Source organism: Rhizobium bangladeshense, from assembly GCF_017357245.1.
GTDB lineage: Bacteria > Pseudomonadota > Alphaproteobacteria > Rhizobiales > Rhizobiaceae > Rhizobium > Rhizobium bangladeshense.
The window spans coordinates 326,167-348,496 of record NZ_CP071613.1 but is presented as its reverse complement, the minus strand read 5'-3'; the positions used below and the strand labels follow the sequence as shown (position 1 = coordinate 348,496).

The following is a 22,330-nucleotide window of genomic DNA, read 5'->3' as shown; positions in this document are numbered from 1 at the left end:
AATCCCATGGGCGAGCTGGAGTGCGGTTGGCCCATCTTCTGTTTGGAGCGGTGAAGCAGATGCTCGAGATTCGCAATGTTAGCGTCCACTATGGTGAAGGCGAAAGCGGCGTAGTCGCGCTCTCACGCATCAATCTGGATATCCAGCCGGGCGAGTTTGTAGTGGCGCTTGGCGCCTCTGGATGCGGGAAGACCACGCTTCTGTCCTGCATCGCGGGCTTCCAGCCGGTGACGGAAGGCATTATCGAGATCGACGGCAAGCCTGTTACCAAGCCGGGAGCAGATCGCGGCGTGGTCTTTCAGCGCCACGCCTTGATGCCGTGGCTTTCGGTCGTGGACAACGTCGCCTTCGGTCTACGCATGCAGGGCATGGCGAAAGCCGAAAGACTCGAGCGCGCACGCCACATGCTGAGCCTCGTCAGCCTCGACGAATTTGGCGAGAAAAAGATCTACGAACTTTCGGGCGGCATGCAGCAGCGCGTCGGCATCGCCCGAGCACTTGCCGCAGATCCCGAAATGCTGCTCATGGATGAGCCTCTCGGCGCACTTGACGCCTTTACGCGCGAGCAGGTCCAGGAACTGATCCTTAAGGTCTGGGCTCAGACAAACAAGATGGCTTTCTTCATCACTCATGATGTCGAGGAGGCGATCTTTCTTGCGACAAAACTGATCATCATGACACCGCGCCCCGGGCGCATCGCGCGCATGATAGCGCTGAATTTCGGCCGGCGTTTCCTGGAAGGCGGTGATGCACGCGCGGTCAAATCCTCGCCGGACTTCATCGCCATCCGGGAAGAGGTCCTGGCCGCGATCCACAAAGGCGACAAGATGAAGGAAGGGTTGGTGGCATGAACGAGGGAGCGTCGAACACTGCGGCTGAGTTACCCGTCGCGCGACCGTCACGGGCCAAGCCTGCTCGCAGCCGCACCGCCCTGACCGCAATTCAAATGGGCCTGATCAGCATGCTGACCGTGTTGCTGGTTCTAGCGGTCTGGATCGCAGTGACTCATCTCGGCCTGGTCAAGCCGCTGTTCCTTCCCAAAGTTGAAACGGTCTTGAATGCCTTCATTTCGGCCATAGAGGGCAATATCGATGGCGCTCCGCTCACCGAACATGTTCTGATGAGCCTGTTTCGCGTGATTTCGGCTTTCCTGTTGGCGGCCTTGATCGGTATTCCCGTCGGCCTTTCCATGGGCCTCAGCCCTGCCATCCGCGCGATGCTCGACCCGTTCATTGAGTTTTACCGGCCGCTGCCGCCGCTCGCTTACTTGCCGCTCGTCATCATCTGGTTCGGCATCGGGGAAACATCGAAGGTTCTGTTGATCTTCCTCGCCTGCTTCGCGCCCGTGGCTCTTGCCGCACGGGCCGGCGTGTTGTCCGCTTCGTCCGACCAGATCAATGCGGCGCGCGCCCTTGGCGCCAGCCGTTGGCAGCTGCTTTGTTTCGTCGTTTTCCCGGCGGCCCTCCCAGACATCCTTGTCGGCCTGCGGATCGGTATGGGGGTCGGCTGGACAACGCTGGTCGCCGCCGAAATGGTCGCAGCCTCAACAGGCGTGGGCCAGATGGTCCTGAATGCTTCGAACTTCCTGCGCACCGACATCGTCATGATGGGCATCTTCGTCATAGGCTTCTTCGCGATCATGTTTGAATTCGCGATGCGCTGGCTGGAAAGGAAACTCGTGCCATGGCGTGGAAGGGCGTGATTGATATTTTCACTGGCCGCTCAGTGTTCACGAAACATGTCTCCGCAGGAGCGCGGCTTGATCGACCGCCGCCGTCGAATCGGAAGGAAGACGGAAGCGATCCTTCAGCAAGATGGCACCCGCCTGCTGAACTCGGCGCGGCTGAAACAGGTGGTGATGGCGAAGACCTACCTTTATCACTTCATGGCGCCGCAAGCAGAAGCGGTGAAAGCGTTGGCGGAGAAGCTCTGAGGTCAAAATCTATCGGTACCTGGCAGCAAATCGCATTCCTGCAGTTGAACGGATACGAACCGTCGACCACGCGATTCCCTCGCGCGGCATATCGGTGATTTATGGAACCGTCTTGACGATTGGAATGGAGCGTACTTTGAGAGCAGCGCAGAGGACGGCGCCGAGAAATCCTTGCGGAACGACCGGACCCCGGACCCTTCCGAGAACCCGATCGCCCACTATCATGCGGGCATCATCCTTCGTCCTGCGTCCACGCTTTACGTGTGGCAGCAGGAACCGCTTGCGATTTTTTCATGCGAGTGCGGCAGACGATTGTCGACGCTCTCCTCGTTTCCATCAGGCGGCAGGTCCATGGCAATGTTAGATGCGAAGAAGCCGTTCGGTTTCAGCGTGAAGCCCGCATATTCCATTGGCATGATCGGAAAATCCTCAGGCTTGCAGACATGGGTATGGCCGAAGGAATGCCAGAGCACGACATCGGCATTCTCGATTTCGCGGTTCTGCTTGACATAGCCCGGCAGGCCGTCGCCGCCGGCATGAACGTTCGGATAATCGCCGCTCGCATATTTTTCCCTGGCATCGAAGGCCGTGACCCAGATGTGTTTCTTGGCGAAGCCGCCGCGCTGGGCAACGGTCGAATCCGGCTGGGCAAGCATGACAGGTGACGGCATGACGACGATCTTGTAGCCTGGCGCTTTGCCGACGCTGTTCTGCATATTTGGGTTGGAGACTTTCCAGTAGCGGCCTGTCTCGCCATTGGCGAGCGCAGGCGAATCGAGTTCGCGCTTCAGCACGCGAGTCCTAGTATCGAAGACATTGCCGTAGGGATTGTCTTCACCCCAGGGACGTGGCACGAACTCATGCTCGGTCACGGTGTTGCCATCGCCATCGACATCCATATGCAGGCGCGCATTGAAGAAATGCTGGTGGGTCGGGCCGCCGAGATTGTCATCGACCATACCGCCCCAAAGATAGGTTTCGCCGGTCGCGACTGCCGCCGTTTGGATGATGCCGGTGAGCTTGGCTTCGAGCTGGATCGTGCCGTCCTGGTAGAGATACCAGTAGAAGCCGTAATCATAGTTGCCGACAGTTGCGAAGAAGGAGATGACGAGGCGGCGGGAGCGGCGGACTTCGAAAATACCGTTGCGGAATTCGTAATGCTTCCAGAGGATGCCATAGTCTTCCTCATGCATACAGATGGCGTTCTTCATGATGAAAGGCTGGCCGAAATCATCGGCCGCCGGCACGTCGAAATAGTGAATGTGGCCGAGGCAGTCGCAGCCAAGTTCGAGGCTGTTGGCCAGGCGCCCGAGGCCGTATTCGCCGGCATCGAAGGCGCTCTTCCAATAATGGTTCGCGGTCGGATCGGCATACGGCACGACCATTTCGGTAACGCTGGCGCGAAAGACGACGGGCCGCAGCCTGCCCTGATCCTTGATGCCGAGTTCATGCAGAACGAGCCCCTCGCGCGGGGTGAAGCCGACACGGAAACTCCAGTTCTGCCATTCGACTTTCCAGCCGTCGACAGTAAAGCTCGGCCCCTGCGGCTGAACAATATGCAGCGGCTTCAGATCGGGCCGCGGTTCCGGGAAGGTTTCGCGACCATAATTGCGCTTTTTCCTCGGGACCGGGATGATCTTTTCATCGTCCACGAGATCGACCACTCGATTGGTGATCAGATCGACCACCGCTACGACGCCCTCGATCGGATGTGCGTAACCGTTGTCACGGATATCTTCGCGCCAGTAGGACACGGCGCGGACTATGCGCTTTCCCTTCTCGAATTCACGGCCAAAATAGCCGGAGGAAAAAGGATCGATCTGGATGAGCGGAATATCCTCGTCGGTAATGCCGCGCTTCTTCACGGCAGCGATCCAGCGCGGATCGGATTTGACGGTGCCTTCCACGGTTTCGAATTCGCACAGCATGACCGGCGGCTGGCCATAAGGCAGCTCGTCAAGGGGCAGTCTCTTATAGGAGGAGACATTGCCAGCGGTCAGGTCGACGATGCCTTCGAAGGAGTCGCCGTTGCTGATATCCATTGCCAGGATGAAGGCGAGACGCGGCAGACTGTCGCCCACGCGATGGCTCGCAAGATCCGCCTTGGTCGGTTCCTCCAGCCGGGTTATCGGAAAGCGGAACGTGGCTGCGAGTTTCTGCCTATCCCTGAGTATGGCAATGGCAGAGGCGATCTCGGCAAGGCTCAGAGGATCGAGCGGATGGGTGACTGCGACAACGGCGTCCATGAACATACCTCTTTGAATTGGGCCTCTTTGATTGTGGGCCTCTTGGCTTCCGGAAAGACGACGCGCCTTCGCGCGTCGCAAGCTGCGGTGATCAGGATCGACCGGAGCAGATCTGCATCTCGGTCATGATCGCTTCTGCGTGAATGCAAAACACGGAGCAAAAGACATGCGCCTCAACGGCAATCAGCAAAGTTGCGCCGGCAAGGATCGCGATAGCGAGAACCAGAAGGCGATCGACGGGTGCAAGTTCAGCAATGGCACTCATTCGAAAACCTTTCCGAGCGAGGCGTAGAGAGCGGGCTTGGATCTCTTGACGTGGATTGCAAACAGCGCTCCGAGAATGCCCACCAGCACCATGACATAGGGGAAAGCCTTGACGATCAGGCTTTCACTGCCGGAAAGCAGGGAAAGATTGGAACTGACCAGCACCAGCGAACCGATGAGACCGAGCAGCGCCAGCGTCGGGGCGATCATCGTGGTCCAGGCGCTGTAGCCGTTCGGCGTCTTGCGGAAGAACATGACGATCGCGACGGAGACCAGCACCTGCACCTGCAGAATACCGATCCCTGCAAGCGCTGCCATCCACGAAAACACCACGGTGTATGGATCGGCTCCGAAGATCACGAAAAGGGCAAGGACGATGGCCGCGATCAGACTTTGCAGCAGTCCCGCGGCGTAGGGTGAGCCATGCTTGGCGTGAACCTTGCCAAGCACCTTGGCGGCCAAGCCTTCCCGGCCGAGGGCGAAGAAATAGCGGTTGAGCGTATTATGGAAGGACAGGATGCAGGCAAACAGGCTGGTGATCAGCAGCACGTTCATCACTTGGCTCGACCATGCGCCGAGCACGGAATTGGCGGCAGCGAAGTAGAAGCTGTCGAGCCCGGCAGCAGCAGAGGCCTGCACATTGCCCGGACCGTAGAATTGCACGATGGCCCAGGTGGAGAAGGCATAGAAGAGGGTGATGAGCAGCACCGCAACATAGGTGGCGCGGGGAATGGTCTTTTCGGGATTTTCGGCTTCCTCGCCGAAAATGGCCGTGGCTTCGAAGCCGATGAAGGAACCGATGACGAAAACCAGCGCCACACCAAGACCAGGCGTAAAGACCTGCGACGGCGCGAAGGAGGAAAAGGCAATGCCTTCCGGTCCGCCGCCTGAGAAAACGATGGCAAGATCGAGAATCAGCAATATGCCGATTTCGGCAATCATGCAGACGCCAAGGATCGCGCCTGAGAAGGCGATGTTGCGCTGACCGCAAACCAGCACGACGACGAGTGCCGCGAAGGCCCAGACCCACCACGGCAGCACCAGCCCAAGCGGCGCTATGGCGTTGGCCATGAAGAAGCCGAACAGGCCATAGATGGCGATCTGAACCGCGCTATAGGTGACCAGCGCCATGAAGGCGCCACCCACGCCGACCGGCTTGCCGATGCCGTGGGTGATATAGGTGTAGAAGGCCCCCGCCCCGCCCACATGTCGGCTCATGGCGGTGAAGCCGACCGAGAACAGCAGGTAAAGCAGGCCGGCGAGCACGAAAGCGCCGGGAACGCCTGCGCCATTGCCGAAAGCGAAAGCGGCTGGCGAAGCGCCGACGACGGCCGTGAGCGGCGCGGCCGCGGCAACGACAAAGAACACGATATGGGCAAGCCCCACCGAGTCCTTGGCCAGACGACGCTCCGGCGATGATGGCGCGGGCATGCTTGCGTCCAGTGTCATGGAGAACCCCCTTTGCTTGTTAGTTGCCAAGAGGGTAAGCGCGGCGATCTGGCCCCGAAATTGCAGTTCGTGCCAATGAATCGATAATTCGCGCCACGACAGTCACCGGAGACGCTGAAAATGGCAGTTGCATCGCATTTGATCAGCCGGATGCCCGCAGTTGCTTCGATTCGAGCCTCTGTCCTGATCCCGCTGGTGCAACAAATCGATAAAAGATCCGGGAAAACCGACCTTCTTCTGGCTTCGCACGGCATTCTGCGCTCGCAACTGGAAGATCCCTACACTGTCCTGCCCATGGCGCGTTACGTCGCGCTGTTCGAGGATGCCGCGACGATAACGGGCGAACCGGCACTCGGAGCCCGCATGGGCACAGGGTTCAAGCCCGCCGATCTCGGCCCCATCGGCATGCTCTTCGCGCTCTCGCCGAACATTCGCAGCGCCTTCGAGCGGCTGTCGAAATATGTCAACGCGGTGCAGGGCGCGACCAGTTCCGGCGTATTCGAGGAGAATGGCGACTTTGTCTGGAGCTACCGGATCGTCGATCCCGGCATGTGGCCGCGCCGGCAGGACAGCGAATTCACGATCGCCGCCTCCTGCCAGCTTGTCCGTTCCTGCTTCAGTCGCGGCTGGCGCCCAATCGAAATACAGCTCGAGCATCACGCCCCGCGCGATGCTGCCGTGCTGGAACGGATCTATGGCGCGCCCGTCCTGTTCGGCCAATCCGGCAACCGGATCGTCATGAACAAAACGGATGCCGATCGTATCTACCGCTCTGAAGACAAAAGCCTGCTCGAAATCCTGGAGCGGCATATCGGCGATCTGGTCAACGAGCCGGCGACCGGCGATTCCGTCACGGAAAAGGTCCAGGCCCTGATCGGCATCTATCTCGGCCGCAAGCCGATGACGGTCGCGATCCTTGCTGCCGAACTGAAGATGTCGCCGCGAAGCCTGCAGCGTCGGCTGTCTGAGGAAGGCGTGTCGCTTCGCGATCTCGTTCGCCAATACCGCCAAACGCTCGCCGCCCATTATCTCGGCGACCGGCATGCTGCTCCGATGTCCGAGGTGGCGCGTGTGCTGGGTTATGCAGACAATACCGTGCTCTGGCGTGCGCTGCGGTCCTGGAAGAAAAGGAAACCATCTGCCTTCGGATAAATCGAAGAACATGCGATGTGTCCACAAACCGCCGGACAACATCGGTGGCATTTCTCGGAACGGCCAAGGATCATCAAGGCCCTCTCGCCAACCTGTCGGTGACGTGATGTGTTGGAGCCGGTCGAGCTTTCTCGCTAGGACACACCAGGACATCTCAGTGTTTTCTTGTCAGCTCTTAATGAGAGCAGAATCTGAGAAATCATCGAGCGTCTAGCGCAGTTGAAAGGAATCGAACCGGAAACGGCTCGCCGGGAATAACTATGTATCTCGCAATCGGTGTTTTTCCGTTCGTCGGTACACAGCCGCTTCAGTCGATCCATTATGCGATCTTCTTAGCCCAGAACGTGAACATCTTCGCAACAAGCCTCGAACAGGGCTCGTACGAACGGCTCCCTTCGGACCCATTGCCGCCGCTCGCCGGCCAGGTCCGGAACTTCCGACACTGGTGCCATAAGCCGACATACTGGCTGGCGGCCGAGCAGACCGGCATTGGATGAACCAAGCGGCTATCCTGAAACCTTGAGGAAAGGGTGGCGGCGATGCTACCGCATCCCGACAGATCGTGAAAAAGGCGTAGCCGTTGCTAAGATCCGGCCTCATCCTGAAGGTGTCGCCGCTGCCAAATGGCCAGGTGGTGCATCAGACTTCGGTCCGATTGAGGATTATGACTGATCGGCATATTTTCCTTCCGCTGGATTGCAAGCTTCAGCACGAAAAGGGTGTCTGCCCCTGATCCGGAGCACCCTTTTCATTTGTTTTTAGGTTTCATGCTGGCAAACAAGTCGTCCATCTAGCTGACGGGTTATGTCGCCGAAGAGGTGCCCGTCTGCGGGAGCCGTCGAGATCGATCACGCATAATCCTTAGGTGCGAGTGCCGGAGCTACGGTCGCTTAGAGTTCGCTTCGCTTCCAAAAAAACCGGAAAAATGCTGATGGCATCGCGCTCAGCCTCATAGAATTGCTCGCATAACTCTGCGGAATAGAGACGACTGCATGTCAATCCCGTTTCCTCCGCCACCTCACTAGCGCTGCTTCCCATGCCTTTTCGCCTTCCTCGATGCCGCCGACGATCTGGCACCACTCGCCGATCTGTTTCGGCGATGGATCGAGTGAACGGCCAAACCACCACATCTCTGGAAGATGAAATGCCGCGCGGCTGCGATCAAGCGGACTGCCTCGCGACGATCTGGAAATCAATTTCAATCATGGGTTCGACAGTCTCGCCGGAAATTTTTCTCAATATTGATTGCGCGGCCTTTGTCCCAATCATGCGTCTGTCGATGCGGACTGTTGTCAGCGGCGGATAGGTGTGCGGCGCGAAGTCGAAGTCGCCGAACCCAATAATGGCGACATCCTGCGGAACCCTGCACCCCCTTGCTATCGCTTCCGTCAGCGCCCCGTGCGCGACAACATCGGAGCTTCCAAATACAGCTAGCGAACCCGATCCACGACCAAGTAACTGACTCAACGCTCTCCGCCCGTCACTAAAGGTCGAGGGGGAGTTCATTTCTACGTCGGGGAGTTCCACCTTTGCGACCCCGGAGAGCCGCTTTATGAACCCATCTCTACGTTGAATGGCTCGAGGATCGTTGGCGCCGATTTGCGCATATCGGCTATACCCCTTCGCCATAAGATGTTCGGCTACCAACGCTCCGACATCATAGTGCGAAAACCCCACCGCGGTATCGAGCGGTGACGGCGTCGAGTCCCAGATCTCGACGACTGGCAGACCGGCGCCTGACAACATCGCTCGCGTCTCCTTTAGATGAGTGATGCCGGTCAGGATTATGCCGTCGGGTCGCCGCGCGAGGATGGCTCGCGTCAGCTCCATCTCCCGCTTGTGGTCATAACCGGACAGGCCCAGCAAGAGTTGATAGCCTGCCGCGACGAGTTCGGCGTTCAAGCCTTCGATTGCCTCAGCGAAGATCGTGCTGGACACCGATGGAACGATGGCCGCCACCAGCCGCGTCCGCCGCGAAGCGAGTCCGCCAGCCAGCAGGTTCGGCACATATCCTGTCCTGGCGATGACGCGTTCTATCGCTTCAAGGGTCTTAGGCTTGACGAGGCTGGGCGTGTTGATTGCGCGGGAAACCGTCACGGGAGACACCCCGGCAAGCCTAGCGATGTCCGCCAGTGTCACCGGGCTCGCTACCTCTGTCAGTCTGCGGGTTTTCTGTCCAACCATGATCATCTCCACTGAAATGATGTACGCTTTCATTTTGCCACTTGGCAAGTCTTTCAGGAAATAAGTTTCGTCATTTTCTTCAAGCCACTGATATCACACACCAACTTTTGGAGCGACCAAGTCTTGCGAGACCAAAATATGATGCTAGAATGAAAGCGCTTTCATTTTCCGGTTGAGGAGCCGGAACTCGATTTCATCAGGGCGTAGGAGCGCCCAAACGGGAGGAGAAATCATGCGTTTAATGCGCTTCATCACAGTGGCGGCGATGGCCGCTTCGATCACTTCCTTTGCCGCGTCTGCGGGGAAGGCCCAGAACCAGGACTATCCGTCTAAAACTGTGACGGTGATCGTGCCCTTTGCCGCAGGCGGCAATACCGATACCTTCGGTCGCCTCGTGGCCGAACAATTGGATAAGCGCCTCGGCCAGCGCTTCATCGTGGAGAATAAGCCGGGAGCCGGCGGCAATGTCGGCCTTGGCGATCTCGCGAGAGCGGTTCCGGACGGATACACCATCGGCATGGGCACGGTCAGCTCCAACGCGATCAACCAGACGCTATTCAGGACATTGCCCTATGACAAAGCAAAGGGATTCGCGCCACTATCGTTGATCGCCCGGCTGCCGAACGTTCTGGTAGTCAATCCGGAAAAGCTGCCGGTCAATTCCGTGCAGGAACTGATCGAACTGCTCAAGAAGGAGCCGGGCAAGCACACCTATGCCTCCTCGGGCGTTGGCACATCGATCCATCTCGCCGGCGAACTGCTCGCCACCAAGGCCGGTGTCAAAATCACCCACGTGCCGTACAAGGGCAGCAGCCAGGCAATCATGGACGTTGTCGCCGGCCATGTCGACTTCATGTTCGATAACATCCCGACGGCCGCCCAGCAGGTCAAGGCGGGTAAGCTGCGCGCGCTGGCAGTCACCAGCCTCGACAAGGCATCGCTGCTGCCGGACGTGCCGACTATGGACAGCGTCATTCCAGGCTTCGAGGCAACGTCCTGGCACGGCATTTTCGCACCGCCAGGCACGCCGCCGCAAATCGTCGAGAAGCTCAGCAAGGAGGTTCAAGCCATTCTTCACGACCCAGCCATGAAGGAGAAGATCGAAGGCATGGGCGCAACGCCCGTCGGCAATACCTCGGAAGAGTTTGCGACCTTTATCAAGGACGAAACTGAAAAATGGGCAGAGGTCATCAAGGCGGCGAACGTCCCGCTGCAGTGAAATTCCCCACCGGCCGGCGCATCGTCGCGTCAGCCGGGGGTTTCTGACCTATGGATCGTAAAGCCATGTTGAAGATTAGAAACGGTCGCGACTTTGTTGGCGGCGCGGCGATGATCGTCGTTAGCCTACTGTTCATTGCCTTCGGGCGAGAGCTCGATGTCGGGAATTCGTTCCAGATGGGACCTGGCTACTTCCCCGTCATGCTGAGCTTGCTGCTAATCGGCATCGGAGTCCTCATCATAGTTCAGTCTCTGGTGGTTGCCGTCAGGGATGAGCCGGATGCACCGGCAAACTGGAAAGCCTCCATACTAGTGATCCTGGCGCCAGTTTTCTTCGGCCTCGCGCTCTCGAGACTAGGGCTCGCACCGACCATGTTTCTGATGGTCGGTGGTGTTAGTTGCGCCAGCAGATATGCCGGCTGGCGCCATTCGATCGCGCTCGCGCTGTTCATGGCGATCAGTTCGGTCGTTCTGTTTACACGGCTCCTGTCGCTTCCCGTCAGCGCCTTCGGTCCATGGATCCCCTTCCTCAGCAACTGACCGATATCATCCGCGGAGTTTCGCATGGACATCCTTTCCGACCTGTTGCTGGGTGCCGCCACCGCCTTCCAGCCCATGAACCTGCTCTATGGCTTCATCGGCTGTCTGCTGGGCACCGCTATCGGCGTGTTACCGGGTCTCGGGCCGACTGCGACGATTGCCATGCTGTTGCCGATTACCTTTGGACTGCAGCCGGAATCGGCATTAATTATGCTTGCCGGCATCTTCTATGGGGCTCAGTATGGCGGCTCGACCACGGCGATCCTGATCAATCTTCCGGGCGAAAGCTCGTCTGTCGTCACCGCGATCGATGGTTACCAGATGGCCCGGCGTGGGCGCGCCGGCGCAGCACTGGCAACGGCCGCGCTTGGGTCCTTCTTTGCCGGAAGCGTCGCAACCGTTCTCCTTGTCATCGCCGCCCCGCCGCTCGCCGCGGTCGCATTGAAATTCGGGCCCGCCGAATATTTCTCGCTGATGGTTTTGGGCCTTGTGGCATCCGTGGCGCTTGCCAGCGGTTCGCTCCTAAAGGCCTTCGCGATGATCATCTTCGGCCTACTGCTTGGCTCGGTCGGCACCGATGTGGAAAGCGGCATGCCGCGATACATCTTCAGCATCCCAGAACTTTACGACGGTCTCAATTTCGTCGCAGTCAGCATGGGCATATTCGGCATCTGCGAGATCCTCCGCAATCTCGAGAACGAGCATGAGCGTTCGGTCGGAGTGAAGAAGGTTAGCGGCCTGATGCTGACCCACGACGATTTCAGGCGCATCCGCGGCCCAATCCTGCGCGGCACAACGCTCGGCTCGTTCCTGGGCGTGCTGCCAGGCGGTGGCGCAATGCTATCCTCCTTCGCCGCCTATGCGCTGGAAAAGCGCATTTCGCCGAACCGCGCCGAATTCGGAAAGGGCGCGATCGAGGCCGTGGCTGCGCCGGAATCTGCCAATAATGCCGGAGCGCAAACCTCCTTCATTCCGATGCTCACACTCGGCATACCCGGTAACCCGGTTATGGCCCTGATGGTCGGCGCGATGATCATTCAGGGCATTACGCCCGGCCCCAACGTCATCTCCGAGGAACCTGATCTATTTTGGGGCATGATTGTCTCTATGTGGTCGGGAAATCTGATGCTGGTCATCCTCAACTTGCCATTGATCGGCTTGTGGGTACGAATGCTGACCATTCCCTATCACCTGCTGTTTCCTGCAATCATCGGCTTCTGCTGCATCGGCGCTTACAGCATCAACAACAGCGTTTTCGACGTTTTCATCATGGCGGGCTTCAGCGTCATCGGCTTTACGCTGTCCAAGCTGCGCTTCGAGCCTGCACCACTGTTGCTCGGCTTCATCCTGGGGCCAATGCTGGAGGAGAACCTTCGCCGCGCAATGCTGATCAGCCAAGGCGATCCGACAATCTTCGTGCGCAGCCCGCTCAGCCTTTCGTTGCTGATCGTAGCCTTGATCGTGCTGGGCATGGTGCTTTCACCCTCGATCAGCCGCAAGCGCGACGAAGCCTTCACCGAGTGATCCAATGCGAAAGTTTACTGAGACAAGGGAGCAGCCGATGACCGAAAATCTACGTAAGGCCCTCACAGGCATCTCCGGCATTCTTGTCACCCCCAATGACAAGGCCGGAGAAGTCGATACCGTCCGGCAGAAGCCGATCGTCACATCAAACGCAATCCGCTTCTGACAAAGTCAAAGCGGTCGAAGACCGTCCGGAGACGCTAATGACATCGAAAAAGACCTACGAACAACTGCGATCCGCCCGCTGGATGGTGCCGGACGATCAGCGTTCCTTTGGCCACCGTTCGAGGACAATGCAGATGGGATACGATCCGGTGGACTGGGAGGGCCGTCCTATCGTCGCGATCCTCAACACCTGGTCGGACGCCCAACCCTGCCACATGCATTTCAAGGACCGTGTGGAATGGGTCAAACGCGGCATCCTGCAGGCAGGTGGTTTTCCCTTGGAGCTCCCGGCGCTATCGCTGTCGGAAAACTTCGTCAAGCCGACGACCATGCTTTACCGCAACCTGCTGGCAATGGAAGCCGAGGAATTGTTGCGCTCGCATCCTGTTGACGGCGCCGTTTTGATGGGCGGTTGTGACAAAACTACGCCGGCCCTTATCATGGGCGCGCTCAGTATGGGCCTGCCCTTCATCTTCCTGCCGGCCGGACCGATGCTGCGCGGCAATTATGCCGGCAAGTATCTGGGCTCCGGTACAGACGGGTTCAAGTATTGGGACGAGCGTCGTGCCGGCACCATATCGAAAGAAGAATGGCAGGGCATCGAGGGCGGTATCGCCCGCTCCTACGGCCATTGCATGACCATGGGAACCGCCTCAACCATGACTGCAATTGCCGAGGCGATGGGGCTTTCCCTGCCCGGCGCCTCGTCCATCCCTGCCGCGGATTCCAGCCACCAGCGCATGTCAACCCAATGCGGACGCCGGGTCGTCGAGATGATCTGGGAAGATCTCACGCCGGAAAAGATCGTAACGCCAGCGGCGGTCGAGAATGCAGTAACGGTGGCCATGGCAACGGGCTGCTCCACCAATGCTATCATCCATGTAATCGCCATGGCGCGACGGGCTGGCATTCCGCTTGAACTCGACGATCTCGATCGGATAGGCCGCACCACGCCGGTGATTGCGAATATAAGGCCATCCGGTAGCAATTACCTGATGGAGGACTTCTACTATGCCGGCGGCCTGCGCGCGCTGATGAAGCAGCTTGGTGAAAAGCTCGACAATTCTGCGATCACGGTTACCGGCAGACCGCTGACCGATGGGCTCGAAGCGGTGAAGATCTGGAACGAGGATGTGATCCGGCCCCTCGCCAATCCGGTCTATCACGAGGGATCGCTCGCCGTGCTGAAGGGCAATCTTTGCCCCGATGGCGCCGTGATCAAGCCAGCGGCCTGCGATCCGAAATTCCACCGGCACAAGGGACCGGCGCTGGTGGCCGACAGCTATGCTGAACTGAAGAAGATCATCGACGACCCGGATTATCCGCTGACGCCGGATACCGTGCTGGTTCTGAGAAACGCCGGCCCGCAAGGCGGGCCAGGTATGCCGGAATGGGGCATGATCCCAATGCCGAAGGCACTTTTAAAGCTTGGCCTGCGCGACATGATGCGCGTTTCCGATGCCCGCATGTCGGGCACATCGTTCGGGGCATGCGTGTTGCATGCGGCTCCCGAAGCCTATGTCGGGGGACCGCTTGCGCTGCTTCGGACCGGCGACATCGTCGAGATGGATATTCCCGCACGCAGTCTCAACATGCTTGTGTCGGACGATGAGCTGGCGGCACGACGCGGCGCCTGGACGCCGCCGCCGCCGCGCTACGGGCGCGGCTACGGCCTGATGTTCTCGAAACATATCGAGCAAGCCGATAAGGGCTGCGACTTCGATTTTCTTAAGACGGATTTCGGCCCGATGGTCGATGAACCGGCAATCAACTGACCAGATCAGGAGCTATGAGATGTCCGACTATGTATTGTCCGATGCCGTTCGTGCCAAGCTGATGAAGATCTCGACGGCCTCTGTGGCGACCGCCCTTTACAAGCGCGGCCTGCGCAACCAGTTCATCCAGAATGTTCATCCAGTTTCGTGGAAGGGCGTCAACATGGTCGGCCAAGCCTTCACCCTGCGCTACATCCCGGCGCGCGAGGATCGCAACGCAATTACGGTTTTCCGCAATGCCGAACATCCACAGCGGGTGGCGGTGGAGACCTGCCCGGCCGGGCATGTGCTGGTCATGGACAGCCGCAAGGACCCGCGGGCAGCGTCTGCCGGCTCGATCCTTGTCACTCGCCTTGCCGTGCGTGGCTGCGCCGGTGTTGTCTCCGACGGCGGCTTTCGCGACGCTGAGGGTATTGGCCGTCTCGATATGCCTTCCTACCACCAGAGACCATCGGCGCCGACCAATCTCACGCTGCACGAAGCGCTGGACATCAACGTACCGATATCCTGTGGCGATGCCCCGGTCTTTCCGGGCGACGTGATGCTTGGTGATGGCGACGGTGTGATGGTGATCCCCGCCCACCTTGCCGACGAGATCGCCGAGGAGTGCACTGAGATGGAGATTTATGAAGACTTCGTGCTGGATCAGGTGAAGGCTGGCGATCCGATTATCGGCCTTTACCCGAGGACCAGGGATGAGTACCTGCCTAAGTACGAGGCATGGCGCAAAGCGAAGGATCGCTAAGACGCAATCTTAAAAAGATCCTGCTGTCGAACAGCGCCACAATGGCACCGGCACCGATGGTCGCGAAGTCAGACGGCTGTCACTTCATGGCGAATGGCCGATCTCAGGGGTGCTGCCCAAGGGCTCGCCGCCGAGTTGAGCGGGGAACGGCCTCAAACGAGGGGTCCAGCAAGTCATTTATCTCGCCACCGAGAGGGCGAATGGCCCGTGTGGGAGCGGAACAAGCGCGCAAAGTGACTTGGACTCGCGATCCCGCAGAGCGCCGCGATCTCGATGATCGGCAGATCCGTCTCGCTCAAAAGACGAGCCGCTCGTTCCATACGGCGGCTGGATATCGCTTCCAAAGGGGTCTGGCCGGTTGCTCCGCGAAAGGCTCGGAAGAAATGCCCCTCCGAGATCCCAAGCGGAAGCGATAGGTCGGATATCGCGATCGGCTCCGCCAGTCCGGCATCTATTCTGTCGTAGGTATCGCGAACCTGCCGTCTCGTCAGGGCGTATTTCACCTTCGCCCCGCGCGAACTGCCCCCTTCGCCTCTATTCATGAGATACTCGCAAAGGGCAAGGGCCATCGTTGAGCAGTAGGTCGCGTCCAGACCGCCGTCACGATGGAGAAGGCCGCTCATCTGCGCCGTCATGCCGTAAATAAAATCGTCACGGTTGATGAGGAACGACTTCCTGCCAAGGATCTGGGGGCTTCCCACGCCCGGATCAATGGCGATCGCACCCCATTCCCATGCCACATCGCGAAGCACAAGCTCGCGACTGCAACCGGCGGGCAGAAAGGAAACCATGCCCTTGACGTCGCGGCCCTCATAGCGAAATCCGTCGTCGGTTCGAAATGCGTGATGCGCGGCGCCGCCATTCAGCGTAACCATGATCAGATGGAAGTCCGGTGCAATCCTGCCTTCGACGCCTCGCGTGCGTCCCCGCCGGGCGGTTTCAAAACGACCGCCGGACCACTCTATCCGCATATGGTCCCGGGGCGCCAGGTTCAACTGCCAGCCTTCGATCTTGGTCTTCTGTTGTTGCATCAAATACTCGACTCCAGCCAATCACCCACATAGTCCATTCAGCAGAAACGATGCTCAACGATAGGACTGCTGGCCGGCGTATTCATCTGGAAATCGGACGTTATCGAGCCTCGCTGTTCAACAGTGTGTGAGCCTTCTCAGCAGGCGAGGCTACGATTTAAGGTCGTAGGCGCAGCGAAAGCCGATGTAGACGACATAGAAGTCGGCAGGCTTCCACTGCATGGCTTCTTCGCGCATTTTGTCCGGGCCGTACCACCATGACCCGCCAGCCGTGAGCGCGTTATCGCCGTCTCGATCGGCGAGCCACTCCCACACGTTGCCACCCATGTCGTAAAGCCCGTTCACGCTTTGGCGGGTGGTTCCCGCGGGGGCATGCCGAAACCACGGATCGCTACCGTTCGTATTCGCCCCTTCCGGTGTATCTCCCGTTGGATAGGCATAGGTTTTTCCGGCGATGAAGCCCGCTCCCGATCCACTTCCATGTTCGCTATAGGCGGCACGCTTCCACTCGGCGCGGGTCGGCAGCCGGCCGCCAACTGAGGTGCAATAGTCGCGTGCCTCATACCAGCTCACATGAACGGCGGGTTCGGCCATTTCTTGCGGTCGGTTTCCAAACGGGTTTCGAAACGTCCAACCTGGGCGACGTTCCCATCCGCTCCCCCATTCGTGACCGCCGCCGTCGCGTTCAGCAGCCGTCCTCAGCCTGGTCGCGGCAGCGAAGGCGGCGAATTCGGCAATACGAACCTCAGTCCTGTCGATGGCGAACCCTGCAATTGTGACGCGGTCGTTCCCGGCCGTAGCGGCGGCCGGGAACGCAAGGAGGATGAGTGTCAGGTACGTTGTGCTTGCGGGAAAGGCCATGTGACGACGCCGCCGTATTTTTTGCCGGGATAAGGAGGTTGTTTAAGCGCATCGGCGACGCCTGTCAGCCCGGTATAATAATCCGCCATGCGTTCACGCGTCGCGCGGTCGGGCAGGTCGCCGTAGAGCGCACCCATGTTGTCGACGACGTGCTGTGGCTGGCTCGTCGCGGGGATAACATTCGTCACGGCCGGGTGGGAGATGATCCATTTTAAAAAATACTGCGCCCATGTCTCGATGCCCATCTCCTTGGCGAAGTCTGGAATGGACTGTTCCGCCACGGGCCCAAAAAGCCGCGCCTTTTCGAACGGAATGTTGACCTGAACGGCGACACCGTTGGCGGCGCAGGCATCGAGCAACCGCTGTTCGGCGGCACGCGTCAGGATCGTATAGGCGATCTGGACGAAGTCGAGCGTGCCTGTGTTCACCAGGCGCTCCATAGTGTCGTAGTATTCCGGGCTCCACTGTGTGATGCCGATATAGCGCACAGAACCCTCGGCCTTTTTCTGAGCAAGCCAGTGGCGGACTTGATCATGGTTTTCGAGACTGTGAACCTGCAGGACGTCGATGCGATCCCGCCATAGCCGTTGCCGCGATTGCCTGAGCTGCCCTTCCGAATGGCTGTTGTCGGAAAGATATTCACCGGTGGTCCAGGTCTTGTTGGTGATAAAGATGTCTTCGGCGATGCCAAGATCGGCGATGAAATCGCCGACGCACACTTCCGACATTCCATAGAGCGGCGATGTATCGATGACCCTTCCGCCATGTTCGTGGAATAGGCGGACTACCTCGCGGACATGGTCGCGCGACTCTCCTGGTTGGAGGTCGAAGGTCTCGAATGTGCCGAGGCCGATCGCCGGGATCATCTCCCCCGATTTCGGAATGGGCCGCATGATTGGGGCACGGCCAGGTTGTTGTGCGACGGCCTGTCGCATGGAGAAAGCCGAAGCGAACATCGATGTTGCGGCAACTGCCGCCACGCCGGTTAGAAAAGTCCGGCGTTTGGTTGCGAGTCCTGAGGTCATTCCAAAAATCCCTGTTGTGACCACAGGGACGTTAATCGGTACAGAGTCGCCGCGCGCTCTCTATCCTCACCATTTGCTCGATCATGATCATTTTCTGCACGCGGCGGGCTCCCACCTTGCTGCTGGTTCACAATGCAGAGGCGCAACGTGTCGGGCCTTTCTGTATAGGGGTTCATCTGCCAAATATGGCATCGGGGCGACATGGGTGGTGCCTGTCTGCTGGTCTAAGCGGACAGCGAGGAGGGCGTCCGTTATCGCATCGGCTGCAGCACCTGTTTGGCTACATCGATAAAGGCACGCAGCTTCGGCTGGGCCTGCGCACGCTGAGGGAAGTAGAGAAACAGGCCGGGGGTCCTCGGCAGGAAGGGCTCGAGAACTCCGACGAGATGGCCGTCGTGCAATTCGGACTCCACCGCAATGTCGGCGACATAGGCGAGGCCGAGACCGGCGCGCGCGCAGGAAGCGAGCAGCGCACCATCGTTTACGATCAAGCTGCCGGGCGGATCGACGGAGAAAGTGCGGCCGTCCCGCTCGAACTCCCACCGGTAGAGGGCGCCTGACCGCGGGAAACGATAGCGGATTGCCTCATGCGCCGTCAGCTCCTGCGGCGCCTCCGGCCTTCCATGCGCGGCGAGATAAGCCGGGCTCGCCACCACCGACCAGGCGATGTCGCGCGTAAGACGCACCGCGACCATGTCGCGCGCGATATACTCGCCGATGCGTATTCCGGCATCGAAGCCACGCCCGGGCAAGTCGACCGTCGCATCCTCGACCGCAATCTCGATCGCAATTCGAGGATGCGCAAGTCTCAGCGCGGGAATGACCGGTTCGACGACAAGCGGCACCGCCATGCGCGGAACGGTAAGCCGTAGTAATCCGGAGGGCTCGTCTGTTGCTGCCGCCTCCTCGACAGCTGCGATGATTTCGGCCGCAGCCGGATTGACGCGCGCCAGCAGGGCCGCACCCGCCTCGGTCAAGCCGACGCGCCTGGTCGTGCGGACGAACAAGGGCGTTCCGAGCCTTTCTTCGAGGGCCCTCACCGCCTGGCTCACGGCAGCCGGCGAGACATCCAGCCGCGCTGCCGCCGCGGTGAAGCCACCCGCCTCCGCCACTGCGAGGAAAGCCGAAAGGCCAGAGAATGGATCCGGTCGCATGTTCATGTGCCGATTATAAACTAAAACTTCAAAATCATGAAAGCAGACACGGATTTTTCCGGCAAATACTCTCTGTTAGCCTTCCTCCATCCATCGCAGAGAGAGGAGACGAGTGATGACAGAAGAAATCACATCCGCCACGATGATGCTTCCGCGCAGGCACCTTCTAGCCGGCATGCTTGTCGCTGGCGCAACGGCTAGCACCGGGCTCACAGCGGCCCCCGCAATGGCGCAAACCCCTGGTATCCTCGAGGGCAAGGTCGCAATCGTGACCGGCGGCACCTCCGGCATCGGCGCGGTGACTGCCGCCGCGCTAGTCCGGGCCGGTGCAAAGGTCGCGTTCAATGGTCGCCGGGAAGCGCTCGGGCGGGAGGTAGAGAGCCGCCTGCGCGCCGCGGGCGGCGACGTTGCATACATTAAATCGGATGTGCGGGATGCGCATCAAATCGAGCGTTTCGTCGCAGAGACCGTCGAGCGTTACGGCCGCCTCGACATCGCATTCAACAATGCCGGCATCGACCTGCCGCCGGCGCCGATCGCCGACACCGACATTGCTGGTTTCGACGATCAGATCGCTACCAATTTGCGTGGCGTGTTCGTCGCGATGAAATACGAGCTGCCGCATCTCGTGCAATCACAAGGCGCTATGATCAATACCGCCTCGATCGGTGGCCGCCACGCCTTCCCGAACATCGTCGCCTACGGAGCTTCCAAGGCCGCCGTCATCCACATGACCCGCGCCGCCGCTCAGGAGTACGGCCGGCACGTGCGCATCAACGCCATCGCGCCGGGGCCGATCGAGACACCCATGCTGGAGCGCGTGCGGCGAGACTGGAAGGTGACGACGGAACAACTCGTTGCCCCTTACCCCATGCGCCGCGTCGGTACGCCAGAGGAAGTGGCGTCGCTGGTGGTGTTCCTGGCCAGCGATGCAAGTTCGTACATTAGCGGACATGTGATCGGCATCGACGGTGGCGATCTCGCCTAGTCCGATCACTGGACTAGCGACCGAAGCCGCCACCGGTCACTATCGAGCACTTCTCCGTGGCGCGTTTTCCGGTCAATACCTCCGACCTCGTCGCGACCGGACCCTGCGCCACCCTTTCCGGACCGGCGCCAGTCGGCTGCCGCTTGGGTTCTTTCCCGCCTCCGACTGTCTGCGGCCACCAGTGTGTCACGTCTTGCTACCAACAACGCTACCTCTCGGCATCACCGAGCCGTCCAGCAAACCTATTCGACAGGCGAGCACCGCCTTTGCCGCGCCTTTAGCAAATGCTCACCCTGATCATTCGACCGGCCGCGTGATCATCAGCCAGATAATTCCCAAAACCGCAGCAAAGGCCGGAAAGCCGAAATAAAACCAGGTCCAGAACAGCCTATGGTATCGCGCCGGCAGCGGCTCACCATTCGCCGCGGCTTTCGTTGCAATATTGCGCATCTCCATCTGCATCCAAACGACCGGCAACCAGAAAGCACCCGTGATGAGGTAGAGAACGATCGACCAAAGGATCCACCGCTCCCACAGGGAATACCCGACATACCAGGCGAGCGCTATGCCAGTGACCGGCTGGGCGATCACGGCCGTTGTCGTAAAAACGAAATCCGCAATGACCACGATCCGCGCGACGGCGGCCACTGTCGTCGCATTGCCGGTGCGATGCGCCACCAACATGAAGAAGGCGATGCCTGCGCCGGTCCCGAGAAGAACAGTGGCACCGATAATATGCAAGAACTTGAGCACGAAATACGTCATCGCTCCTCCAAAATCGCGAGAGCAACCAGGTGCAACACGAGGATCGGCCATATCTTTGTCAGTGGACCGAGCGGCTCATTCCACAGCTCCGGTAATATCGCCGTGCCGGCCGCCGCGTAAAAGAGTGACAGCAGGACAGCTGCGTAGAGGCCCCATCGCGCGGTGCGGCGTATGGCAATGGCACATCCGATTATGATGTCTGTAAGTGCCCCGGCAATAACGCTTGGTCCCGCCAAAGCACCTGCACCGCCGGCCAGCATCAACTCGACACCCTGCTCGAAACCCGTTGTCAGCGAAATTATACCCGTGGATATCCAGAAGAGCGGCAGCAGCACAAAAATGACCGGCTTCAGGAAGTAGAGCCTGGCAAACCAGCGCTCCTGAACCGAAACTGGCCGACGTGCCAAAGCATCGTCCAACGACAAAGGCAGGATGCCGGTGGCGGCAGTCCAATCGCTTGGATTACCCACGGCACCGCGGACGATCTCCTTTGCGGCCGTGCTTCGAACCGGCGGCCGCCAGCCCAGCAATCCGGCAATGTCGCCGAGCCAATAGAGGAGGCTGGCAAGCGGGCGGGGCAGCAGATAGCGCTTAGCGGGACGCCAGCCGAGCCACCTTCGGTATCGCTCTACGATCTCATGGAACTCAAGCTGTTGCGGCCCGACGATTTCGAGCGAAAGTTTCGATGGGGCGGTTTTGTCGATAAGCCGAAGGACGGTTTCAGCAACGTCCTGCAGCTGCACCACCTGAAGCTTTCCCGTGAAAGGCATCAATGGCAGAAACGGCAGCGCGGCAAGCCCCCGAAACAATGCACTCGAGCCGAAGGCCGCATCGCCAACGATCACCGCGGGACGCAATATTACCCAATCGAGATCGGTCTCCATCAACGCCATGTCGCCGGAAAGCTTGGTGCGTGAGAATGCCGACGGCTGCTGCCGATCCACTCCGACCGCCGAGAAATGGACCATTCGGCGCACACCAGATTGCTGGCATGCACGAAATAAGGCTCGTGGGCCGCGAGCGTGGACGCCCGTCATGCTGCGCCCCATTCCGTCCTGCAGCGCGCCGGAACAGTTCACGACGGCATCTATGCCTTCGAGATGACGCAGCCAGTCGGCAGGAGCCACGGCCCTTGCCATGTCGACTTCGACCCAAGCGCCGGAGCCAGCTGCCGGCCGTTTTCCGGGACGAACCGCGTGAATGACGTCATGTTCGCTTGCCGCCAGCCGGGCGCACACCGCGCTGCCTACCAGTCCCGTCGCACCGATGACTAAGATTTTCATACTTGCGGCTTTCACGATCAAAATCCCC

General features: G+C 59.5%; 22 protein-coding genes and 1 pseudogene. 12 read left to right on the top strand and 11 right to left on the bottom strand.

The window, feature by feature from the left end; translation table 11 throughout:
• Nucleotides 1-59 precede the first annotated feature (59 nt).
• The 3 genes from J2J98_RS22600 to J2J98_RS22590 are packed head-to-tail and all read left to right on the top strand — an operon-like array spanning nucleotide 60 to nucleotide 1,933.
• The gene (locus J2J98_RS22600) at nucleotides 60-851 is read left to right on the top strand and encodes a taurine ABC transporter ATP-binding protein (protein ID WP_138394759.1); all 792 of its coding nucleotides are present in this window, start codon (nucleotides 60-62) and stop codon (nucleotides 849-851) included.
• Complete coding sequence (locus J2J98_RS22595; RefSeq protein ID WP_207603187.1) at nucleotides 848-1,702, top strand: ABC transporter permease subunit; 855 nt, start codon at nucleotides 848-850, stop codon at nucleotides 1,700-1,702. Before J2J98_RS22600 ends, J2J98_RS22595 begins: the two co-directional genes overlap by 4 nt.
• Before the next feature lie 57 nt (nucleotides 1,703-1,759).
• Nucleotides 1,760-1,933, top strand: a complete 174-nt coding sequence (locus tag J2J98_RS22590; RefSeq protein WP_207603186.1) for a hypothetical protein — start codon at nucleotides 1,760-1,762, stop codon at nucleotides 1,931-1,933.
• Between the two features lie 257 nt (nucleotides 1,934-2,190).
• Here the strand turns inward: J2J98_RS22590 and J2J98_RS22585 are convergent, their stop codons facing one another.
• The 3 genes from J2J98_RS22585 to J2J98_RS22575 all read right to left on the bottom strand — a co-directional run bounded on the left by J2J98_RS22585 (nucleotide 2,191) and on the right by J2J98_RS22575 (nucleotide 5,892).
• On the bottom strand, nucleotides 2,191-4,179 hold the full coding sequence (locus J2J98_RS22585; RefSeq protein ID WP_207603185.1) for a primary-amine oxidase: 1,989 nt from the start codon (nucleotides 4,177-4,179) through the stop codon (nucleotides 2,191-2,193).
• A gap of 91 nt (nucleotides 4,180-4,270) precedes the next feature.
• Nucleotides 4,271-4,444 carry a hypothetical protein gene (locus J2J98_RS22580; protein ID WP_207246173.1) on the bottom strand — a complete coding sequence of 58 codons (174 nt, stop codon included), beginning with the start codon at nucleotides 4,442-4,444 and terminating at the stop codon, nucleotides 4,271-4,273.
• Nucleotides 4,441-5,892 (bottom strand): APC family permease, encoded by a 1,452-nt coding sequence (locus J2J98_RS22575; protein ID WP_207603184.1) that lies wholly within the window; start codon nucleotides 5,890-5,892, stop codon nucleotides 4,441-4,443. Before J2J98_RS22575 ends, J2J98_RS22580 begins: the two co-directional genes overlap by 4 nt.
• 120 nt (nucleotides 5,893-6,012) lie before the next feature.
• Here J2J98_RS22575 and J2J98_RS22570 point away from each other — a divergent pair, with 120 nt between their 5' ends.
• Nucleotides 6,013-7,044, top strand: coding sequence for an AraC family transcriptional regulator (locus J2J98_RS22570; RefSeq protein WP_207603183.1), 1,032 nt, complete (start codon nucleotides 6,013-6,015; stop codon nucleotides 7,042-7,044).
• A 260-nt stretch (nucleotides 7,045-7,304) separates the two neighbouring features.
• Nucleotides 7,305-7,541: a hypothetical protein gene (locus J2J98_RS22565; RefSeq protein ID WP_207603182.1), complete on the top strand. Its 237-nt coding sequence runs from the start codon at nucleotides 7,305-7,307 to the stop codon at nucleotides 7,539-7,541.
• 412 nt (nucleotides 7,542-7,953) lie between these two features.
• On the opposite strand, the pseudogene J2J98_RS30445 reads toward J2J98_RS22565, so the two are convergent.
• A pseudogene (locus J2J98_RS30445) lies at nucleotides 7,954-8,132 on the bottom strand (NUDIX domain-containing protein); the annotation flags it as partial.
• Nucleotides 8,133-8,205: 73 nt separating this feature from the next.
• On the bottom strand, nucleotides 8,206-9,228 hold the full coding sequence (locus J2J98_RS22560; protein WP_064708581.1) for a LacI family DNA-binding transcriptional regulator: 1,023 nt from the start codon (nucleotides 9,226-9,228) through the stop codon (nucleotides 8,206-8,208).
• Between the two features lie 232 nt (nucleotides 9,229-9,460).
• Here J2J98_RS22560 and J2J98_RS22555 point away from each other — a divergent pair, with 232 nt between their 5' ends.
• From J2J98_RS22555 to J2J98_RS22530, 6 genes are all read left to right on the top strand, one after another.
• Entirely contained in the window at nucleotides 9,461-10,447 is a 987-nt protein-coding gene (locus J2J98_RS22555) for a Bug family tripartite tricarboxylate transporter substrate binding protein (protein WP_064708491.1), read from the top strand.
• A 65-nt stretch (nucleotides 10,448-10,512) separates the two neighbouring features.
• Nucleotides 10,513-10,986 (top strand): tripartite tricarboxylate transporter TctB family protein, encoded by a 474-nt coding sequence (locus J2J98_RS22550; RefSeq protein ID WP_207603181.1) that lies wholly within the window; start codon nucleotides 10,513-10,515, stop codon nucleotides 10,984-10,986.
• 24 nt (nucleotides 10,987-11,010) lie between these two features.
• Nucleotides 11,011-12,510, top strand: coding sequence for a tripartite tricarboxylate transporter permease (locus J2J98_RS22545; protein ID WP_207603180.1), 1,500 nt, complete (start codon nucleotides 11,011-11,013; stop codon nucleotides 12,508-12,510).
• A gap of 37 nt (nucleotides 12,511-12,547) precedes the next feature.
• The gene (locus J2J98_RS30705) at nucleotides 12,548-12,676 is read left to right on the top strand and encodes a hypothetical protein (RefSeq protein WP_259663854.1); all 129 of its coding nucleotides are present in this window, start codon (nucleotides 12,548-12,550) and stop codon (nucleotides 12,674-12,676) included.
• Nucleotides 12,677-12,713: 37 nt separating this feature from the next.
• The gene (gene araD, locus J2J98_RS22535) at nucleotides 12,714-14,450 is read left to right on the top strand and encodes an L-arabinonate dehydratase (RefSeq protein WP_207603179.1); all 1,737 of its coding nucleotides are present in this window, start codon (nucleotides 12,714-12,716) and stop codon (nucleotides 14,448-14,450) included.
• A gap of 19 nt (nucleotides 14,451-14,469) precedes the next feature.
• The gene (locus tag J2J98_RS22530) at nucleotides 14,470-15,195 is read left to right on the top strand and encodes a ribonuclease activity regulator RraA (protein WP_064708488.1); all 726 of its coding nucleotides are present in this window, start codon (nucleotides 14,470-14,472) and stop codon (nucleotides 15,193-15,195) included.
• Nucleotides 15,196-15,368: 173 nt separating this feature from the next.
• Here J2J98_RS22530 and J2J98_RS22525 read toward each other — a convergent pair whose 3' ends face one another.
• The 4 genes from J2J98_RS22525 to J2J98_RS22510 all read right to left on the bottom strand — a co-directional run bounded on the left by J2J98_RS22525 (nucleotide 15,369) and on the right by J2J98_RS22510 (nucleotide 19,266).
• Nucleotides 15,369-16,226 (bottom strand): helix-turn-helix transcriptional regulator, encoded by an 858-nt coding sequence (locus tag J2J98_RS22525; RefSeq protein ID WP_207603178.1) that lies wholly within the window; start codon nucleotides 16,224-16,226, stop codon nucleotides 15,369-15,371.
• Between the two features lie 150 nt (nucleotides 16,227-16,376).
• Entirely contained in the window at nucleotides 16,377-17,087 is a 711-nt protein-coding gene (locus J2J98_RS22520; RefSeq protein ID WP_207603177.1) for a formylglycine-generating enzyme family protein, read from the bottom strand.
• Nucleotides 17,057-18,112 carry an aldo/keto reductase gene (locus tag J2J98_RS22515; RefSeq protein WP_207603176.1) on the bottom strand — a complete coding sequence of 352 codons (1,056 nt, stop codon included), beginning with the start codon at nucleotides 18,110-18,112 and terminating at the stop codon, nucleotides 17,057-17,059. The genes J2J98_RS22520 and J2J98_RS22515 overlap by 31 nt, the downstream gene beginning before the upstream one ends.
• Nucleotides 18,113-18,363: 251 nt before the next feature.
• Nucleotides 18,364-19,266: a LysR family transcriptional regulator gene (locus J2J98_RS22510; RefSeq protein WP_207603517.1), complete on the bottom strand. Its 903-nt coding sequence runs from the start codon at nucleotides 19,264-19,266 to the stop codon at nucleotides 18,364-18,366.
• A 115-nt stretch (nucleotides 19,267-19,381) separates the two neighbouring features.
• Between J2J98_RS22510 and J2J98_RS22505 the strand changes: the two genes are divergently transcribed.
• Complete coding sequence (locus J2J98_RS22505; protein WP_207603175.1) at nucleotides 19,382-20,254, top strand: SDR family NAD(P)-dependent oxidoreductase; 873 nt, start codon at nucleotides 19,382-19,384, stop codon at nucleotides 20,252-20,254.
• A gap of 297 nt (nucleotides 20,255-20,551) precedes the next feature.
• Here J2J98_RS22505 and J2J98_RS22500 read toward each other — a convergent pair whose 3' ends face one another.
• Together J2J98_RS22500 and J2J98_RS22495 are read right to left on the bottom strand one after the other, a co-directional pair.
• Nucleotides 20,552-21,019: a DUF2269 family protein gene (locus tag J2J98_RS22500; RefSeq protein ID WP_064708484.1), complete on the bottom strand. Its 468-nt coding sequence runs from the start codon at nucleotides 21,017-21,019 to the stop codon at nucleotides 20,552-20,554.
• The gene (locus J2J98_RS22495; protein WP_207603516.1) at nucleotides 21,016-22,302 is read right to left on the bottom strand and encodes an SDR family oxidoreductase; all 1,287 of its coding nucleotides are present in this window, start codon (nucleotides 22,300-22,302) and stop codon (nucleotides 21,016-21,018) included. Before J2J98_RS22495 ends, J2J98_RS22500 begins: the two co-directional genes overlap by 4 nt.
• Nucleotides 22,303-22,330: the final 28 nt, after the last annotated feature.

What these genes read in the sequence shown, in the direction of transcription:
- J2J98_RS22520 (WP_207603177.1), bottom strand. Translation starts at nt 17,087, where the DNA reads ATGGCCTTTCCCGCAAGCACAACGTACCTGACACTCATCCTCCTTGCG.
- J2J98_RS22545 (WP_207603180.1), top strand. Translation starts at nt 11,011, where the DNA reads ATGGACATCCTTTCCGACCTGTTGCTGGGTGCCGCCACCGCCTTCCAG.
- J2J98_RS22560 (WP_064708581.1), bottom strand. Translation starts at nt 9,228, where the DNA reads ATGGTTGGACAGAAAACCCGCAGACTGACAGAGGTAGCGAGCCCGGTG.
- J2J98_RS22580 (WP_207246173.1), bottom strand. Translation starts at nt 4,444, where the DNA reads ATGAGTGCCATTGCTGAACTTGCACCCGTCGATCGCCTTCTGGTTCTC.
- J2J98_RS22510 (WP_207603517.1), bottom strand. Translation starts at nt 19,266, where the DNA reads ATGCGACCGGATCCATTCTCTGGCCTTTCGGCTTTCCTCGCAGTGGCG.
- J2J98_RS22505 (WP_207603175.1), top strand. Translation starts at nt 19,382, where the DNA reads ATGACAGAAGAAATCACATCCGCCACGATGATGCTTCCGCGCAGGCAC.
- J2J98_RS30705 (WP_259663854.1), top strand. Translation starts at nt 12,548, where the DNA reads ATGACCGAAAATCTACGTAAGGCCCTCACAGGCATCTCCGGCATTCTT.
- J2J98_RS22495 (WP_207603516.1), bottom strand. Translation starts at nt 22,302, where the DNA reads ATGAAAATCTTAGTCATCGGTGCGACGGGACTGGTAGGCAGCGCGGTG.
- J2J98_RS22575 (WP_207603184.1), bottom strand. Translation starts at nt 5,892, where the DNA reads ATGACACTGGACGCAAGCATGCCCGCGCCATCATCGCCGGAGCGTCGT.
- J2J98_RS22600 (WP_138394759.1), top strand. Translation starts at nt 60, where the DNA reads ATGCTCGAGATTCGCAATGTTAGCGTCCACTATGGTGAAGGCGAAAGC.
- J2J98_RS22595 (WP_207603187.1), top strand. Translation starts at nt 848, where the DNA reads ATGAACGAGGGAGCGTCGAACACTGCGGCTGAGTTACCCGTCGCGCGA.
- J2J98_RS22515 (WP_207603176.1), bottom strand. Translation starts at nt 18,112, where the DNA reads ATGACCTCAGGACTCGCAACCAAACGCCGGACTTTTCTAACCGGCGTG.
- J2J98_RS22530 (WP_064708488.1), top strand. Translation starts at nt 14,470, where the DNA reads ATGTCCGACTATGTATTGTCCGATGCCGTTCGTGCCAAGCTGATGAAG.
- J2J98_RS22550 (WP_207603181.1), top strand. Translation starts at nt 10,513, where the DNA reads ATGTTGAAGATTAGAAACGGTCGCGACTTTGTTGGCGGCGCGGCGATG.
- J2J98_RS22570 (WP_207603183.1), top strand. Translation starts at nt 6,013, where the DNA reads ATGGCAGTTGCATCGCATTTGATCAGCCGGATGCCCGCAGTTGCTTCG.
- J2J98_RS22500 (WP_064708484.1), bottom strand. Translation starts at nt 21,019, where the DNA reads ATGACGTATTTCGTGCTCAAGTTCTTGCATATTATCGGTGCCACTGTT.
- J2J98_RS22555 (WP_064708491.1), top strand. Translation starts at nt 9,461, where the DNA reads ATGCGTTTAATGCGCTTCATCACAGTGGCGGCGATGGCCGCTTCGATC.
- J2J98_RS22565 (WP_207603182.1), top strand. Translation starts at nt 7,305, where the DNA reads ATGTATCTCGCAATCGGTGTTTTTCCGTTCGTCGGTACACAGCCGCTT.
- araD (WP_207603179.1), top strand. Translation starts at nt 12,714, where the DNA reads ATGACATCGAAAAAGACCTACGAACAACTGCGATCCGCCCGCTGGATG.
- J2J98_RS22525 (WP_207603178.1), bottom strand. Translation starts at nt 16,226, where the DNA reads ATGCAACAACAGAAGACCAAGATCGAAGGCTGGCAGTTGAACCTGGCG.
- J2J98_RS22585 (WP_207603185.1), bottom strand. Translation starts at nt 4,179, where the DNA reads ATGGACGCCGTTGTCGCAGTCACCCATCCGCTCGATCCTCTGAGCCTT.